At 61.7% G+C, this 15,207-nt stretch carries 12 protein-coding genes; 8 read left to right on the top strand and 4 right to left on the bottom strand.

All coding sequences use genetic code 11. The features are described 5' to 3' along the window. Nucleotides 1-48 precede the first annotated feature (48 nt). Entirely contained in the window at nucleotides 49-759 is a 711-nt protein-coding gene (locus tag C9427_RS27865; RefSeq protein WP_107652255.1) for a GntR family transcriptional regulator, read from the bottom strand. Nucleotides 760-972: 213 nt separating this feature from the next. On the opposite strand from C9427_RS27865, the gene C9427_RS27870 reads away from it, so the two are divergent. The 7 genes from C9427_RS27870 to C9427_RS27900 all read left to right on the top strand — a co-directional run bounded on the left by C9427_RS27870 (nucleotide 973) and on the right by C9427_RS27900 (nucleotide 8,706). Next, nucleotides 973-2,451, top strand: coding sequence for an ABC transporter substrate-binding protein (locus C9427_RS27870; protein WP_107652256.1), 1,479 nt, complete (start codon nucleotides 973-975; stop codon nucleotides 2,449-2,451). Nucleotides 2,452-2,529: 78 nt separating this feature from the next. Next, nucleotides 2,530-3,489: a carbohydrate ABC transporter permease gene (locus tag C9427_RS27875; RefSeq protein WP_107652257.1), complete on the top strand. Its 960-nt coding sequence runs from the start codon at nucleotides 2,530-2,532 to the stop codon at nucleotides 3,487-3,489. Then, nucleotides 3,486-4,373 (top strand): carbohydrate ABC transporter permease, encoded by an 888-nt coding sequence (locus tag C9427_RS27880; protein ID WP_107652258.1) that lies wholly within the window; start codon nucleotides 3,486-3,488, stop codon nucleotides 4,371-4,373. The genes C9427_RS27875 and C9427_RS27880 overlap by 4 nt, the downstream gene beginning before the upstream one ends. Before the next feature lie 124 nt (nucleotides 4,374-4,497). Continuing rightward, a complete protein-coding gene (locus tag C9427_RS27885; protein WP_107652259.1) occupies nucleotides 4,498-5,595 on the top strand; it encodes an ABC transporter ATP-binding protein in 1,098 nt (365 codons plus the stop codon). 31 nt (nucleotides 5,596-5,626) lie between these two features. Further along, a complete protein-coding gene (locus C9427_RS27890; RefSeq protein WP_097572902.1) occupies nucleotides 5,627-6,790 on the top strand; it encodes a mandelate racemase/muconate lactonizing enzyme family protein in 1,164 nt (387 codons plus the stop codon). A gap of 23 nt (nucleotides 6,791-6,813) precedes the next feature. Further along, on the top strand, nucleotides 6,814-7,554 hold the full coding sequence (locus C9427_RS27895) for a ribonuclease activity regulator RraA (RefSeq protein ID WP_107652260.1): 741 nt from the start codon (nucleotides 6,814-6,816) through the stop codon (nucleotides 7,552-7,554). A gap of 807 nt (nucleotides 7,555-8,361) precedes the next feature. Next, the gene (locus C9427_RS27900; protein ID WP_167434510.1) at nucleotides 8,362-8,706 is read left to right on the top strand and encodes a hypothetical protein; all 345 of its coding nucleotides are present in this window, start codon (nucleotides 8,362-8,364) and stop codon (nucleotides 8,704-8,706) included. Between the two features lie 16 nt (nucleotides 8,707-8,722). Here C9427_RS27900 and ggt read toward each other — a convergent pair whose 3' ends face one another. The 3 genes from ggt to C9427_RS27915 all read right to left on the bottom strand — a co-directional run bounded on the left by ggt (nucleotide 8,723) and on the right by C9427_RS27915 (nucleotide 14,174). Next, on the bottom strand, nucleotides 8,723-10,462 hold the full coding sequence (ggt, locus tag C9427_RS27905) for a gamma-glutamyltransferase (RefSeq protein ID WP_107652262.1): 1,740 nt from the start codon (nucleotides 10,460-10,462) through the stop codon (nucleotides 8,723-8,725). Nucleotides 10,463-10,554: 92 nt separating this feature from the next. Further along, nucleotides 10,555-11,847: an L-rhamnose catabolism isomerase gene (gene rhaI, locus C9427_RS27910; protein ID WP_107652263.1), complete on the bottom strand. Its 1,293-nt coding sequence runs from the start codon at nucleotides 11,845-11,847 to the stop codon at nucleotides 10,555-10,557. A 224-nt stretch (nucleotides 11,848-12,071) separates the two neighbouring features. Next, entirely contained in the window at nucleotides 12,072-14,174 is a 2,103-nt protein-coding gene (locus C9427_RS27915) for a bifunctional rhamnulose-1-phosphate aldolase/short-chain dehydrogenase (RefSeq protein WP_107652264.1), read from the bottom strand. 209 nt (nucleotides 14,175-14,383) lie between these two features. Between C9427_RS27915 and C9427_RS27920 the strand changes: the two genes are divergently transcribed. After that, the gene (locus C9427_RS27920) at nucleotides 14,384-15,193 is read left to right on the top strand and encodes a DeoR/GlpR family DNA-binding transcription regulator (protein WP_107652265.1); all 810 of its coding nucleotides are present in this window, start codon (nucleotides 14,384-14,386) and stop codon (nucleotides 15,191-15,193) included. Nucleotides 15,194-15,207: the final 14 nt, after the last annotated feature.

Consider the following 15,207-nt stretch of genomic DNA (forward strand, 5'->3'; position numbering starts at 1 on the left):
CTCAACAACCTCTATCTGAATGGTCAGGCTAATGATGTTCCAGATTGGCTATCCGGCTCGAGCTGCGTTGCGCGCGCGCATCTGTTCGAGGACATGCCGGCCGGAACCCTCGACATGGCGGGAGATGAGGTCGGCTGCCTCGTCGGCATTTCCCGCCTTTACGTGCGCGATGAGTTCGCGGTGCTCGCGCATGATCGCTGCACGCCGTGCGAGCGTGAAACTGAACCGCCGGCTCACGGCTCGCAGCACTTCGCGATGCTTCCACCAAAGCTCGGCGGCATGGCGGTTGTAGTGGCGCTGGTACATCACGGTGTGGAAGGCGGTATCCAGCTCACTGTGCCTGACTATGTCGGCGAAGTTGTTCTCTTCGATCAGGCCCTGGAGACGTTCGAGTTCGGCGATGTCCTCGCCGGTAGCCATATTTACAAACCATCGCGTCAGGGCTGGCTCGATCAGCACGCCGATCTCATAGATATCCCGGACAAAATCCTGATCTATGGGTCGCACACGCGCCCCACGATTGGCGACAAAGGTGACAAAGCCCTCCCCGCGTAACAGCTGCAGGGCCTCGCGCACGGGGTTGGTCGAGGTGCCATGACGCCGGGCGAGATCGGTGACCACAAGCCGTTCGTTGGCGGCGAGCCGTCCCTCAATGATGTCTTCCCTGATCAGTTCATAAAGCGAGGCGCCTTCGCTGGAGGCCCCGATGGGGTCAATCCCCTCGGGTGGCTCTGCTTTGAAAGCGCTCGTTTCCGACAAGGCCAGCTCCCCAGATTAATACACGCCTTGTTCGATACCACGCACGGTTTCTACAAACAATGTACGATTTATCGCGTTGACATGAAATCTACGATCTGAAAACGTACGAAGCGCTCGAAGGGATACATTGAATGGAAACCGTCCCGCGGTCGACGAGCATAGACCGCTCGCCTCGATGCAGAGCGGCATGGGAGAGAAACCTGGAGGATACCTATGACGAGGATTACGCTCGGCGGTGCCGTCCTGCGCGGCACTGTCTCGACTGCTTTAGTGGCATCGTTGATGTCCGCACCGGCGCTGGGTGCGGCGCCGGTCGACCTGAGCAAGTGGTCGCCGGAATATGTGCGCTCCATCGCGGGCACACAGGATTTTGACACGGCGGCCGATTGCGCCAAGGTCACCCCGCTCGACTATAAGGGGCGACTGACTTTCTGGTATCAGGGCGTGTTCGAGGGCGACCCCGACCTCCTGCGCCAGTACTACAAGGATTTCTTCGAGACCTTCCGCAAGACGTACCCGAACATCCAGCTCGAGGATCAAGCCCTCACCTATAACGATCTTCTCGACAAGTTCCGCACGGCGCTTCTGGGCAATGCCGCGCCGATGGCGGTCCGGCTGCAAATCCTCGGTGGCACCGAGTTCGCCTCCAAGGGCTATCTGCAGCCGCTGAAGCCCGAGGATGTGGGTTATTCGACCGAGGATTTCTGGCCCGGCGCCATGAAGGCTGTCACCTGGGACGGAGTGACCTACGGTATTCCGACCAACAACGAGACGATGGCGTTCATCTGGAACGCCGACATCTTCAAGCGTGCGGGGCTCGATCCGGATAAGGCCCCGGCAACCTGGGACGACGTCATCAAGTATTCCAAACAGATCCACGACAAGCTCGGCATTGCCGGCTACGGCCTCGTGGCCCGCAAGAATGCCGGCAATACGCCGTACCGCTTCATGCCGCAGTTGTGGGCCTATGGCGGCGGCGTCTTCGACGAAGCGACGGCGAACCCGACCTATGAGCAGGTCGAGCTCGATAGCCCGCAAAGCAAGGCGGCGCTGCAAGCATCATACGACATGTATGTTCGCGACAAGTCGGTTCCGGTTTCGGCGCTCACCAACCAGCAGGCCGATAACCAGCCCCTGTTCGTCGCCGGCCAGCTCGGCATGATGATCTCGCACCCGTCCGACTACAACGTCATGCTCGACCTGCAGGCGAAGGCGACGGGCGCCGACAAGGAGAAGGCGCAGACCGTCATCGACAACATGCGCTACGGCCTCATTCCAACTGGCCCCGACGGCAAGCGCGCCGTCGTGTTCGGCGGCTCGAACATCCACATCCTGAAGCCCGAATATGTCGAGGGCGGCAAGGTGGACGAGCCGGCTGCAAAGGCGATCATCTGCATGTGGACGAGCCCTGAATGGTCGCTGAAGATGGCGTACGCCGGCTCGAACCCCGGCAACCTTAACGGCTTCAAGACCAAGTGGATGAAGGAACGTCTGGACAGCATCAAGTTCCTCGACGTCACGACTTCGATGCTGCCATACGGCATCCCGTTCCCCGCGCTGCCGCAGTCCCCCGAGATCATGAACATCATTGTCCCGGACATGCTGCAGAATGCCCTGACCGGAGCGATGACCGTCGACCAGGCAGCGGACGACGCGGCCCAGAAGGTGAAAGACCTGATGGGCGGACTCTAGTCCACATCTGACCTGCGATCTTGACCGGCTGCGCCGTTAGCGCGGCCGGTTCGTTCCGAACAATAAGGGCACGCCACAGTGACGATCGTGACCGGCAAGGCCGAGGCTCGGCGAAGATTGCAACCCGGTTGGTCCGGCGCGCTACGGAAGATCTGGGAGCATCGCGCGGACTACGCGTACGTACTGCCTGCGATCGTCGTGATGCTCATCGTCATCGCCTATCCGATCTACTACACGGTCGAGCTGTCGTTCTTTAAGACGCCGCCTGGCCTGCAGCTCCGCGACAAGAGTTTCATCGGCTTCGACAACTACACGGCCATCCTCACCAGCGCGGTGTTCTGGAAAGTCACCTGGAACACTCTGATCTGGACATTGGGGTCCACTTTCATCGCCTTTGTCCTGGGGTTTGCCACGGCGCTGGCGCTCCACCGCGACTTTATCGGCCGTGGTGTCTTGCGCGCTATCCTGATCATTCCCTGGGTCATCAGCGCGGTCGCCGCTTCCTATATATGGAAGTGGATCTACCATTCGGACTTCGGGATCATCGGCGCGGTGCTGGTCGGCCTCGGATTGGCCGATCGGCCGCCGAATTTCATCGACAACGTCAGCACGGTGCTGCCCTCCCTGATCGTCGTCAATATCTGGCGCGAGTTCCCGTTCGCCATGATCATGATGATGGCCGGCCTGCAGACAGTGCCCGACCAGTTGCTGCGCGCCGCGAGAGTCGACGGAGCCAGTGCATGGCAGCGCTTCTGGCACGTCACCTTCCCGCACCTGCGCAACGTCTCGGTGGTGACGATCCTGCTGCTCGCAGTGGCCAACTTCAATTCCTTCATCATCCCCTGGATCATGACCGGCGGCGGACCGTCGAACGCATCGCATATCTGGATAACCCACATTTATGAGCTCGCCTTCGGCCGGCAACGCTGGGGCGTCGCATCGGCCTATTCGGTGCTCCTGTTCCTCATGCTGATGACGCTGGGCTACTTCTACGTCCGTGCGCTCAGCGGCAACGATCGGAAAGAGGGGAGCGCATGAGCACGATTGCCGAGACAGCCTCTCGAGGCCAGACCCGTCGCCGCAGCGTCGACGGCTGGCAATGGGCGGGACGCGTCTTCCTCCTGTTTATGCTGCTTTACACCGCGTTGCCGATGATCTGGATGCTGATCACCTCGATCAAGTCCGGGTTCGCGGCGACGCAATTCCCGCCGCAATGGTGGCCGGACGAGCCTACCCTCGCCAGCTATCAGAAGCTGCTCGATCCGCAGAACAGCGTCGGCCAGGACTTCCTCCGCTTCTTCTGGAACAGCCTGTTCGTGTCGACCGTCACGACAATCCTTTCGGTGATCGTGGCTGTCCCCGCGGCCTACGCGTTTTCGCGCTTCAGTTTCCCCGGCCGAAACTTCCTGTTCTTCGCCGTGCTGCTGCGCAACATGTTCCCGGCAGTGATCTTTCTCGTGCCGCTCTTCATCCTGATGCGCGCGATCGGCCTGGTAAACACGCATGGCTCGCTGGTTCTCACCTATCTCACCTTCGGGCTGCCGCTGGCGATCTGGCTGCTCAAGGGCTTCTACGACAACATCCCGGTGCAGCTCGAGCAGGCGGCGCGCATCGATGGCGCAACGCGGTTTCAGGCCTTCATTTTGATCGTGATGCCGCTTTCGACGCCGGGGATCATCGCCACCGCGATCTATTCCTTCATCGGCGCGTGGAACGAGTACATCTACGCCTACACCTTCCTCTCCAAGAACGACCAGTTGACCCTGCCGGTCGGCATCCAGCGTTTCTTCTCGGAGAATACGACAGACTTTCCGGGCCTGATGGCGGCCAGCTTCATGATGAGCGTGCCCGTCGTGGTGCTGTTCCTCGTCCTGCAACGATATTTCGTACGCGCCCTTACAGAAGGCGCGGTCAAGCACTAGAGCCGGATGATTTCAGGTCGAATCGACCTGAAATCTGAATCCGGCTCTAAATCAGAGAGATAGAGCATGATGTCGTCCGAAAACCGCTTCACACTTTTCGGCATCATGCTCTAGGGAGTTGCCAATGGCCCACGTGGTCCTCAAAGATCTCGTCAAGACCTATGGCAGCTTCAAAGCTGTCAACAACGTTTCGCTGACGGTCAATGACGGCGAGTTCGTAGCACTCGTCGGTCCTTCAGGCTGCGGCAAGACAACCACGCTCAATCTCGTGGCGGGGCTGACCCCGATCACGTCGGGCGATATCGTCATCGGGGAACGGTTGGTCAACGACCTCGACCCCAAGGACCGGGACATCGCGATGGTGTTCCAGAACTACGCGCTCTACCCGCAGAAATCGGTCTACAAGAACCTGGCGTTCCCGTTGCAGATGCGCAAACTGCCCAGGGACGAGATCGACAGGAAGGTCAAGGAAGCGGCGCGGGTGCTCGACATGACGCATCTGCTCGAGCGCAAGCCGCGCGAACTTTCGGGTGGGCAACAGCAGCGCGTGGCCCTGGGCCGCGCCCTCGTTCGAGACCCCGCTGTATTCCTCATGGACGAGCCGCTCTCCAACCTCGACGCCAAACTGCGCGTGCAGATGCGGTCGGAGATCAAGCGCTTCCACCAGGACCTCAAGGCGACGATCATCTATGTGACGCACGACCAGCTTGAAGCCGTGACCATGGCCGACAAGATGGCGGTGATGAACGGCGGCTACCTGCAGCAATACGATTCCCCGGCGCAGGTCTTTGCCCATCCGGTGAACATGTTCGTCGCCAGCTTCATCGGCAGCCCGGCGATGAGCCTTATTCCGCTGGAGGCATCGACGGCAAACGGCAACACCGTGCTGACCAGCGCGGAAGGCTGGATCCTCGAGCTTTCGCAGCTCAACGCGCGCAAGGTCCAGAGAGCGACGACCAAGAAGGTCGTGCTCGGTGCGCGACACTCGACGATCAAGCTGCACAAGAGCGCGGCCCCAGGCGCCATTCCGGCCAAGGCCTATACGGTGGAACCAACCGGGGACGTCACCTTCGTGCAGGCGTTCCTCTCCGGCGCCATCGTCAACATCAGCGTGTCTCCCAACATCGCCGTCGCACCTGACGAGCAGATCTGGCTCGAGTTCGACCAGGAGCGTACGCACCTGTTCGACGGCGAAACTGAAATGGCCCTCAAGGCAGACTGAGACAAGACGGGTTCGTGGGAACGGTGGCTGGATGACCGAGAAGCTGAAGATCACCGCGATCAAGCCCTACCCTGTGTGGGTTGGAACGCGCAACCAGATGCTCGTCAAGGTCGAGACCGACCGGGGCATCTTCGGCTGGGGCGAGAGCGGCATGAGCGGCCGCGAGAAGGCCGTGTCCGGCGCGGTCGAGCATTATCGCGAGTTTCTCATCGGCCGCGACCCTATGCAGATCGGGCGGATCTGGCAGGAGGTCTATCGCAGCCAGTACTTCGAAGGCGGGCGCGTTCTGCAGGCGGCGATTTCCGCCATCGACATCGCGCTGCACGACATCAAGGGCAAGGCGCTGGGGGTGCCGGTCTACGAGCTACTCGGCGGCAAGCAGCGCGACCGCATCCCCACCTTCGCCTCGACCGGAGACGAGGCCGAGGGCGATGCCGCCATCGAACGAGCCCGCGAGCTGTGCGCACAGGGTTGGCAGGCGATCCGCTTCTTCCCCGTCGGGCAAAGCAGCAAGGACATCTTCGAGCCGCGCGAGTCGATCGGCGCCACCGCGAACATGCTGAACAAGGCGCGCGAAGCGCTCGGCGACGACGTCGTCCTCGGCATCGACTATCATCACCGGCTGTCGGTGGCAGAGGCGGCGAGCTTCTGCAACAAGCTTCGCCGCGGCGTGCTTGATTTCCTCGAGGAGCCGATACGCGATGAGACGCCGGAAGCCTACGAATCCCTGCGTACGATGACCGACATTCCTTTTGCCATCGGCGAGGAATTCGCCAGCAAATGGCAGTTCCTGCCCTACATCGAGCGCGGCATCCATCAGTTCAACCGGCTCGATATTTGCAATGTCGGCGGGTTCACCGAGGCGATGAAAGTCGCCGGCTGGAGCGAGGCGCACTATGTCGACCTGATGCCGCACAATCCCCTTGGTCCAGTGTGCACGGCCGCGACCGTGCATCTCGCCGCCGCGGTTCCGAACTTCGCCTGGCTCGAGACCAGGGTGCCCGAAAGAAAGCTGGGCTTCGACAATTCCGACTTCTTCCCCGTGCAGCCACGGCTCGACGGCCCCGATTATCCGGTCAGCGATCTGCCGGGGCTCGGCGTCGAGGTCAACGAAGAGGCGGTTCAGGCGGAGAGCTTTCGTTTTTGGGAAGCGCCTCACCTCAAGCGCCGCGACGGTTCTGTTACGAACTGGTAGTTCCTTTTCAACCGGAGTCCACGATGACACATGCTCCCGACATTACGCGGCCGCCTAAAGACCTGATCGATGCGCTAAGGGAGATCGGCGCCGCGACGGTTGCCGGCACGCTTGGCCACATGGGCTTTCGCAATCCGCACATGGTCGGTCCGGTGGCGCAGAACCACGGCAAGTCGATCGTCGGGCCGGCGCTGACGCTGCAGTTCCTGCCGCAGCGGCCGGACCTCTTCACCGAGGGAGAATATGCCGATCCGGAGACGCAACTGCACCGGCACGTGCTCTACCACGCGCAACAGGGCGATGTGGTCGTGGTCGACGCGCGCGGCGACATGAGCTCGGGCGTCTTCGGCGATATGATGTCGACGTATTTCAAGGGCAGAGGCGGCGCGGGCATCGTCATCGACGGGTGCATGCGCGACCGACCCAATGTCGAAAAGCTCGATCTGCCCCTGTGGCTGCGCGGCTGGACGCCAAACTATCATGTGCAGACCAGCATCTATCCCAACGCCGTCAACGTTCCGATTGCCTGCGGCGGTGTCACGGTGATTCCCGGCGACATCATCGTCGCCGACGACGACGGGGTGGTGGTGCTCCCCGTCGCGATGGCCCGGAAGGTAATCGAAGAATCACAGAAACATCACGACTGGGAGGAGTTCTCGCGAATGAAGCTCATGGGGGGCGCGCCGTTGCAACGCTACTATCCGCTGCATGACGATGCCCGCGGGGAGTACGAGGAGTGGCGGAAAGCCAATCCCAAATCTTGACGGCAATCGCGTCTTCCATACGACGACTTTCGTCGAAACTTCGCTGGCTGTCGCGAGTCGTCAGTTGCCATATGCGTGGTGCCGATAAATTTTTTCCCACGCGAAACGTTTGGCTCCGTTGCCGCGTATTTATCTGGAGGGAGTCCAGATGGTTATTCTAAGCTGGCTTGGCGTGCTGATAATTCTGTATGCCGTGACGAACGTTCCGCTGCCGTCGACGAATGAGTACCGATGTCGAACGTCGGCGCGCGTACCCGATCCGAAGAACAGACATCTCCAGCGATTTGGAATTCTGCTCGCGCTGGGGAATGGGATTCTGCTTTTCGGGCTTTTTGGCGCGGAAGGACTGTAGGCCCGGCCGGCAAGCTCGACCTCGCAAACTTTCGGGCCGCTTTCGTGCGACCCTGCGAAATGTCACGGCCAATATCGCCAGGGGCCGCCTTTCCAACCATCAGCCTGATCGTCATGCTGCGCCCGCCGTCGCTGACCCCGCGCCCTCTTGCCGACAGATGACGCAGGTCAGGAATTAGCTATCGCTAATGCGGCGAAAATCCGAGCGGCGATGATTCAAATCCGCCTCTGGCACCATTTTTCTTCCACGAATGCACTGCATTCTGCGGCAGCTCAAACCAGCGATTCCAGTGGGACAAATCGCCTGGAGTAACGGGACAATCGAAGCATGGATCAAAAAACGGTGGCAAGCCGCCGCCAGAAGGTGTTGAAGACGATGCCGATCGCATTCAGCACGGCGCCACCCGGTTGCGCTCGGCGAGGCTTGATGATTTGTTGCCACCATATGGAGTGCGAATGATGCGAGAGCCTGCCGGCCAAGACGAATATGGGTCGACCAACCCCTTCGACCCGGATGAGTTTTCGACGTTGAACACAATGGGGCCGGCTGTCGGCAGCAACGACTTCGAGAAATACGCTGTCGCCGTGATCATCGTATTCGGCGCCCTCATCATCGGCGGGCTGATGGCCGCGGCGATGGCCTTCGGTCACCGCAACGGCTTCCTTTTCGCGCTTGGCGGCGCAACGTCCGCCTGGATATCCGGCAACGCGCTTTTGCTCGACCGGCCCCGCATCTACGCCCTGTTCGTCGGCATCGCGGCGCTGATGCTGGTCGCGTCCACGCTGACGCTGGTCCTCTGATTCGGCTGCAAGAAATTCAGTACCCAATTGCCTCGCCGGACGCGGCGCGGCTATCGATGGCGCCGTTGTAGCGGGCACCGCCGCCCTTTTCGATTTCCGCCAGGCTCTTGCCGCCGACCAGAATGCCTGCCGCCTGGCCCCAGGTCGTATCGCTGATATCGAGATGATAACCCATGCCGGCAAGCAGTCTTTCGGTATCCGGCGAAAGGCCGAAGGGTTCGACATAGACCGTGTCCGGCAGCCACTGGTGGTGGATGCGCGGCGCGTCGACGGCTTCCTGGATGTTCATGCCGTGATCGACAACGTTGACGATCGCCTCCAGCGTGATGGTGATGATGCGCGAACCGCCGGGGCTGCCGATGACCATGAACGGCTTGCCGTCCTTGGCGACCACGGTCGGGCTCATTGACGACAAGGGCGTCTTCCTGGGCTGGATGGCGTTGGCCTCGCCCTGCACGAGCCCATAGAGGTTGGGCACGCCGGGTTTTTGGGTGAAATCGTCCATCTCGTTGTTGAGCAGGATGCCGGTGCCGTCGGCAACGACGCCGGCGCCGAAGGAGCCGTTCAGCGTATAGGTGACCGCAACGGCGTTGCCGTCATTGTCGATGATCGAATAATGCGTCGTCTCCTGGCTCTCGCCAAAACCTTTCGGCATCAATTCCTGCGAGACGCCGGCCCGGAACGGATCGACCTTGCCGCGGATGTCCTTTGCGTAGTTCTTGTTCAGCAGTTTTGCGACCGGGTTGTCGACGAAATCGGGATCGCCGAGCGCCGAATTGCGGTCGACATAGGCATGGCGCATCGCCTCGACCATGACATGGACCGTCTCGGCCGAGCCCGCGCCGAGATAGGACAGCGGATAGCCTTCCAGCACGTTGAGGATCTCGCAGATGATGACGCCGCCCGAACTCGGCGGCGGCGAGGAAATGATCTCGTAGCCGCGATAGTTGCAGGTCACCGGTTTGAGTTCGCGCACCGCATATTGCTCGAAGTCGGCCTTTGCCAGGATGCCGCCCTTGGCGCCGCTCGCCTTGACGATGGCGTCGGCGATCGGGCCCTTGTAGAAAGCATCCGGCCCCTGCTCCGAAATGGCTGAGAGCGAGGCGGCAAGATCCGACTGGATGAGCCTTTCGCCCATGGCATAAGGCTTGCCGTCCGGCTTCAGGAAAATCGCGGCCGCCGCCGGATCCTTCGCCAATCGTTCGGCGCCGCCCTGGAAAGAGGCGGCGTCTCCCTGATTGAGGACGAACCCGTCCCTGGCATAGGCAATCGCAGGCGCCATCAGTTCCTGCCTGGACAAGGTGCCGTATTTCTCGCGCGCCATTTCAAAGCCGGCGACCGAGCCCGGCACGCCGACCGCGAGATAGCCGTCGAGGCTGGCACCCTTCACCGGCTTGCCGTCCTTGTCGAGATACATGGTCCTGGTCGCCGCCAGTGGCGCCCGCTCGCGAAAATCGAGGAAGGTTGAACGGCCGTCCTTCAGGCGGATGGTCATGAAGCCACCACCGCCGATATTGCCAGCGTTGGGATAGACCACGGCCAGCGCATAGCCGACGGCGACTGCCGCGTCGACGGCATTGCCACCTCTCTTCAGCACCTCGATGCCGACTTCGGATGCCAGGTGCTGGGCGGTCACCACCATGCCGTGCTCGCCCTTGGCGGGCTGCGGCGAGGCGGCGAAAGCGGCCACGGGGAGGGTAAAGGCAAGGCTGAAGGAGAGACTGACGGCGATCAGCGTCCGGCGGGTGTGATGCATGGCGGTGCTCCGAGGGATGTGGACCCCCTAGAAGACCCGGCCAAGGCGATCGAGTCCACTGCCAATCAGAGGCCCGTCGATCAAATTAGAGTTCAAACAATGCCGCCGCCGCCGCCAGCAACCGCCGGCCGTTCGGCCGCGACCTTCGCGCGGTAGCCGGCCGCCCGGTAGGCCGCGACCGGATCGATGGCACCGCCTGTCTTCAGCCGCGCCATGGCCAGGATCGGCTCGACATCGGTGCGGTAGGCCACCTTTAGCGTCTGCGTCGCCATCAGCGCGTCGTTGGCGTCCTGAAAGCCTTCGAGCGCCTCGCGCTCGACCAGCAGCGCCTGCGCATAGGCGCGCTGCACCTCGACCGCCGACAGCATCAGGCTCTCGATCGGATCGGTGACGTTGTGGCTCTGATCGAGCATGTGGGCCGGATCGAAGCCGTTGGCGCCAGAAAGCTCGGCGTCGACCAGTTCGTTGAAGACCAGGAACAGCCGGTAGGGGTCGATCGAGCCGGCGTCGAGATCGTCGTCCCCATATTTGGAATCGTTGAAATGGAAGCCGCCGAGTTTCTTGAACTGGATCAGCCGCGACACGATCATCTCGATGTTGACGTTGGGCGCATGATGGCCGAGGTCGACCAGGCAGAATGCCTTGTCGCCGAGTTCGGTGGCGATCATGTAGTTGGTGCCCCAGTCCTGCACGACGGTGGAATAGAAAGCCGGCTCGTACATCTTGTGTTCGGTGAACAGCTTCCAGTCGTCCGGCAGGCCCGCATAGATCTCGCGCATGGCATCGAGATAGCGCTCGAACGCCTTGGCGAAGTGGACCTGGCCGGGAAAGTTGGAGCCGTCGCCGATCCACACCGTCAGCGCCCTGGAGCCCAGCGTCTTGCCGATCTCGATGCATTCGAGATTGTGCTCGACGGCCTGGCGGCGCGTTGCGGCATCGGCATGCGACAGCGAGCCGAACTTGTAGGAGAGCTGCTGATCCCTGGCATCGGAGAAGGTGTTGGAATTCATGGCGTCGAAGCCGAGGCCGAAGCGGGAGGCCGCCTGCTTCAGCCGGTTCGGATCGGCCTTGTCCCAGGGAATGTGCAGCGAGACGGTGGGGGTCGCCCGCGTCAATTGCTGGATGACGGCGCAGTCCTCGATCTTGTCGAAGATATCGCGCGGCTCGCCGGCACCGGGGAAGCGGGCAAAGCGGGTACCGCCGGTGCCGACGCCCCAGGACGGGACGGCGACCGCGAATTTCTCGACCTTGTCGCGGATGGCGTCGATGGCGACGCCGCGCCGGTCGAGCCGCTCACCGAGCGAGCTATAATCGCGATCGAGGTCGGCGTTGCGCGCCGCGTTGTTCTTCTCGACGACATCGGCGGAGATGATGGTTTCGGACACTGCAATTCCTCCCAAAATGCGTTAGGCCGGCGCTACCCTCATCCGCCCACCAAGCGCGTCATCCTCGGGCTTGTCCCGAGGATCCACAGGCCTCTGGATCCTGATCGCGTCACATTCCCTTTGGAGCGCAGATCCTCGGGACAAGCCCGAGGATGACGGCGCAGGACTTGTGGAGCCTCGCAACACGATCTCGACCAAATAGAATAACTGTCAGAGCCATGACGCTATCGCGTAAAGCTCTGGGCGTTGCCCGCATCGACATTGATGATGTTGCCGGTCGACTTGGCCGACATGTCGGAGGCGAAGAAATAGATCGCCTCGGCGATGTCCTCGGGAAACACCGAGCGCTTCAGCATGGAACGCGAACGGTAGTGCTCCTCGAGGCCGTCGGTCGACATCTTGTAGGCGGCGGCGCGCTGTTCCTTCCATTCGCCGGTCCAGATCTTCGAACCGCGCAGCACCGCATCCGGATTGACGACATTGACCCTGATCTGCGCTTCCGCGCCCTCCAGCGCCAGGCACCGCGCCAGATGGATCTCGGCGGCCTTGGCCGTGCAATAAGCGGCGGCGTTGGGCGATGCGGCAAGGCCGTTCTTGGAGGCGACGAAGACGACGTTGCCGCCGATCTTCTGGGCGCGGAACAGCCGGAAGGCTTCGCGCGACACCAGGAAATAGCCGGTCGACAAAATGTCCATGTTCTTGTTCCACAGCGCCAGCGTCGTTTCCTCGATAGGCGCCGCGGAGGCCAGGCCGGCATTGGAGACCAGAATGTCGATGCCGCCGAACTCGACCGAAGTCTCGGCAAAGCCCGAGACAACCTGGTCCTCTGAGGTGACGTTGATCAGCACCGGCCGGACAAAATCCTTGCCGTAGGCCTTGGCAAGATCGTCATTGGCGCTGGCAAGCGCGGTCTCGTCGATGTCGGCCAGCACGACGCAGGCGCCTTCGCGCAGCAACCGGTTGGCGGTGGCGCGGCCGATGCCGCCGGCGCCGCCGGTGACCAGTGCGATCTGGCCGGCCAGTGCCTTCGGCCTCGGCAGCCGCTGCAGCTTTGCTTCCTCGAGCAGCCAGTATTCGATGTCGAAGGCCTCCTGGTCGGGCAGGCCGACATAGGACGAAACGGTCGAGGCGCCGCGCATGACGTTGATGGCGTTGACATAGAATTCGCCCGATATGCGCGCCGTCGCCTTGTCGCCGGCAAAGGTGAACATGCCGACGCCGGGCATCAGGTAGACCACCGCATTGGGATCGCGCACGGGTGGCGAATCCGCATGCTTGCACTTGTCATAATAGGCCTGATAGCCGAGGCGATAGGCGGCCACGTCATCGGCAAGACGCGCGATGACGGCATCGACATCTGGATTGGCCGGATCGAACTCGATGACCAACGGCCGGATCTTGGTGCGCAGGAAATGGTCCGGGCAGGAGGTGCCGAGTGCAGCCAGCGGCCGCAGATCCCTGGAATTGACGAATTCAAGCACGGCGGGCGAATCGTCGAAATGGCCGAGTTTGTGGCTCTTTTCCGAGATCAGGCCGCGGATCCTCGGCATCAGCTTCGCGGCGACAGTGCGACGCGCCGTGGCATCGAGCGATTTGACAACTTCGCCGCCGAAGATCGCGACGCCTTCGGACCGGCGCTCGAACCACGCAATCGCCTGGTTGATCACCGAGATCGTCGTCTCGTAGCACTCCTTCGGCGTGTCGCCCCAGGTGAACAGGCCATGGCTTGCCAGCACGACACCCTTGGCCTCGGGGTTTTCGAGGCAGAATTTCTCCAGCCACAGGCCGAGCTCGAAGCCCGGCCGCTTCCACGGCAGCCAGCCGATGGCGTCGCCGAAGATCTCCCTGGTCAGCGCCTGCGAATCCTTGGCAGCGGCAATGGCGATGATGGCATCGGGATGCATATGATCGACGCAAGGTTTTGGCACGAATGCATGCAGCGGCGTGTCGATCGAGGCCGCGCGAGGATTGAGGTTGAAGGTGCAGTGCGGCAGATAGCCGACCATCTCGTCTTCGTGCTCAAGGCCGCGATAGAGGCCCTTCAGCGCCCTGAGCTTGTCCATGTAGAGCGTGGCGAAGCCGTCGAGCTTGATCGAGGCGCTGTCGCCGCCCGAGCCCTTGACCCAGAGCACTTCCACGCTCTCGCCGGTCAGCGGATCCTTCTGCCAGATCTTGGAGGAGGTGTTGCCGCCGCCGTAATTGGTGACGCGCTTGTCTGAACCGAGCACGTTGGAGCGATAGACGAGCAACCCCGGATCGCTCATCCCCAGGGCTTTCGCATCATCCCACAGATTGGCGAGGCGCGTGCCGGAGCGCTTGTCGAGCATTTGAATATCCTCCCGTGAGACGCGCAAACGATGCGGTCGATCGCCACCGCATAGCGGGTCAGCTTTGGCCGAATGTCCACGGAAGCAATGGTGTTGTCAATCACAAACGATCAATATCGATCATACTGCACTGCACAATGAAATTATCTGATCGGAAATGATTGACACTGCGCGTTTTGGGTGCCTAGATGATCAGGCAGGGAGGAACCATGCACGAGAAAGAGCGCCACAGGATCATTCTGTCCGCCGTCCAGGAAAAGCCTGTGGTGACGGTGCAGGAAATGGTCGACCTGACGGACTCCTCCGAGGCGACGATCCGGCGCGACATCGCCGCGCTTCACGTCCAGAAGCGCCTGCGCCGCGTGCGTGGCGGCGCCGAAGCGATCTCGCCGCCGCAGTTCATCGGCCTTGCCGGCCGGCCCTTCTCCGTCAACGAGACGCTCAACGCCGCGCAGAAGCGAGCGATCGCACGGGAAGCGGTGGAACTATGCAAGGACGGCGAGCCGATCATCATCAATGGCGGCACCACCACCTTCCAGATGGTGCATTTCCTGACCGGCCGCCGCATGCCGATCTTCACCAATTCCTTCCCGATCGCTGAGCATCTGCTCAAGCATTCGAAGAACACGGTGATGCTGTCGGGCGGCACCATCTATCGCGAGCAGAACATCATCCTGTCGCCTTTCGACAATGACGTGACGCGCAATTTCTATGCGCGCCGCATGTTCATGGGCGCGCAGGGGCTGGGGCCGCTCGGCTTGATGGAAGGCGATCCCCTGCTGATCCAGGCGGAGCAGAAGCTGATCGATCAGGCCGACGAGCTGGTGGTGCTGGTCGACTCCTCGAAATTCCGCAAGCGCTCCAGCCTGATCCTGTGTGGTCTCACGCGCATCGCCACCGTCATCACCGACGACGACATCGAGGACCGCGAGGCCAAAATGCTGGAGACCGCGGGGGTGGCGCTGATCGTTGCCCGCAAGACGGCAAGCAACAAGGAAGAATCTTCACTGCAGGCCTGAGACAACCCGCAGCG

Source organism: Mesorhizobium helmanticense (assembly GCF_003034915.1).
Lineage (GTDB): Bacteria > Pseudomonadota > Alphaproteobacteria > Rhizobiales > Rhizobiaceae > Mesorhizobium > Mesorhizobium helmanticense.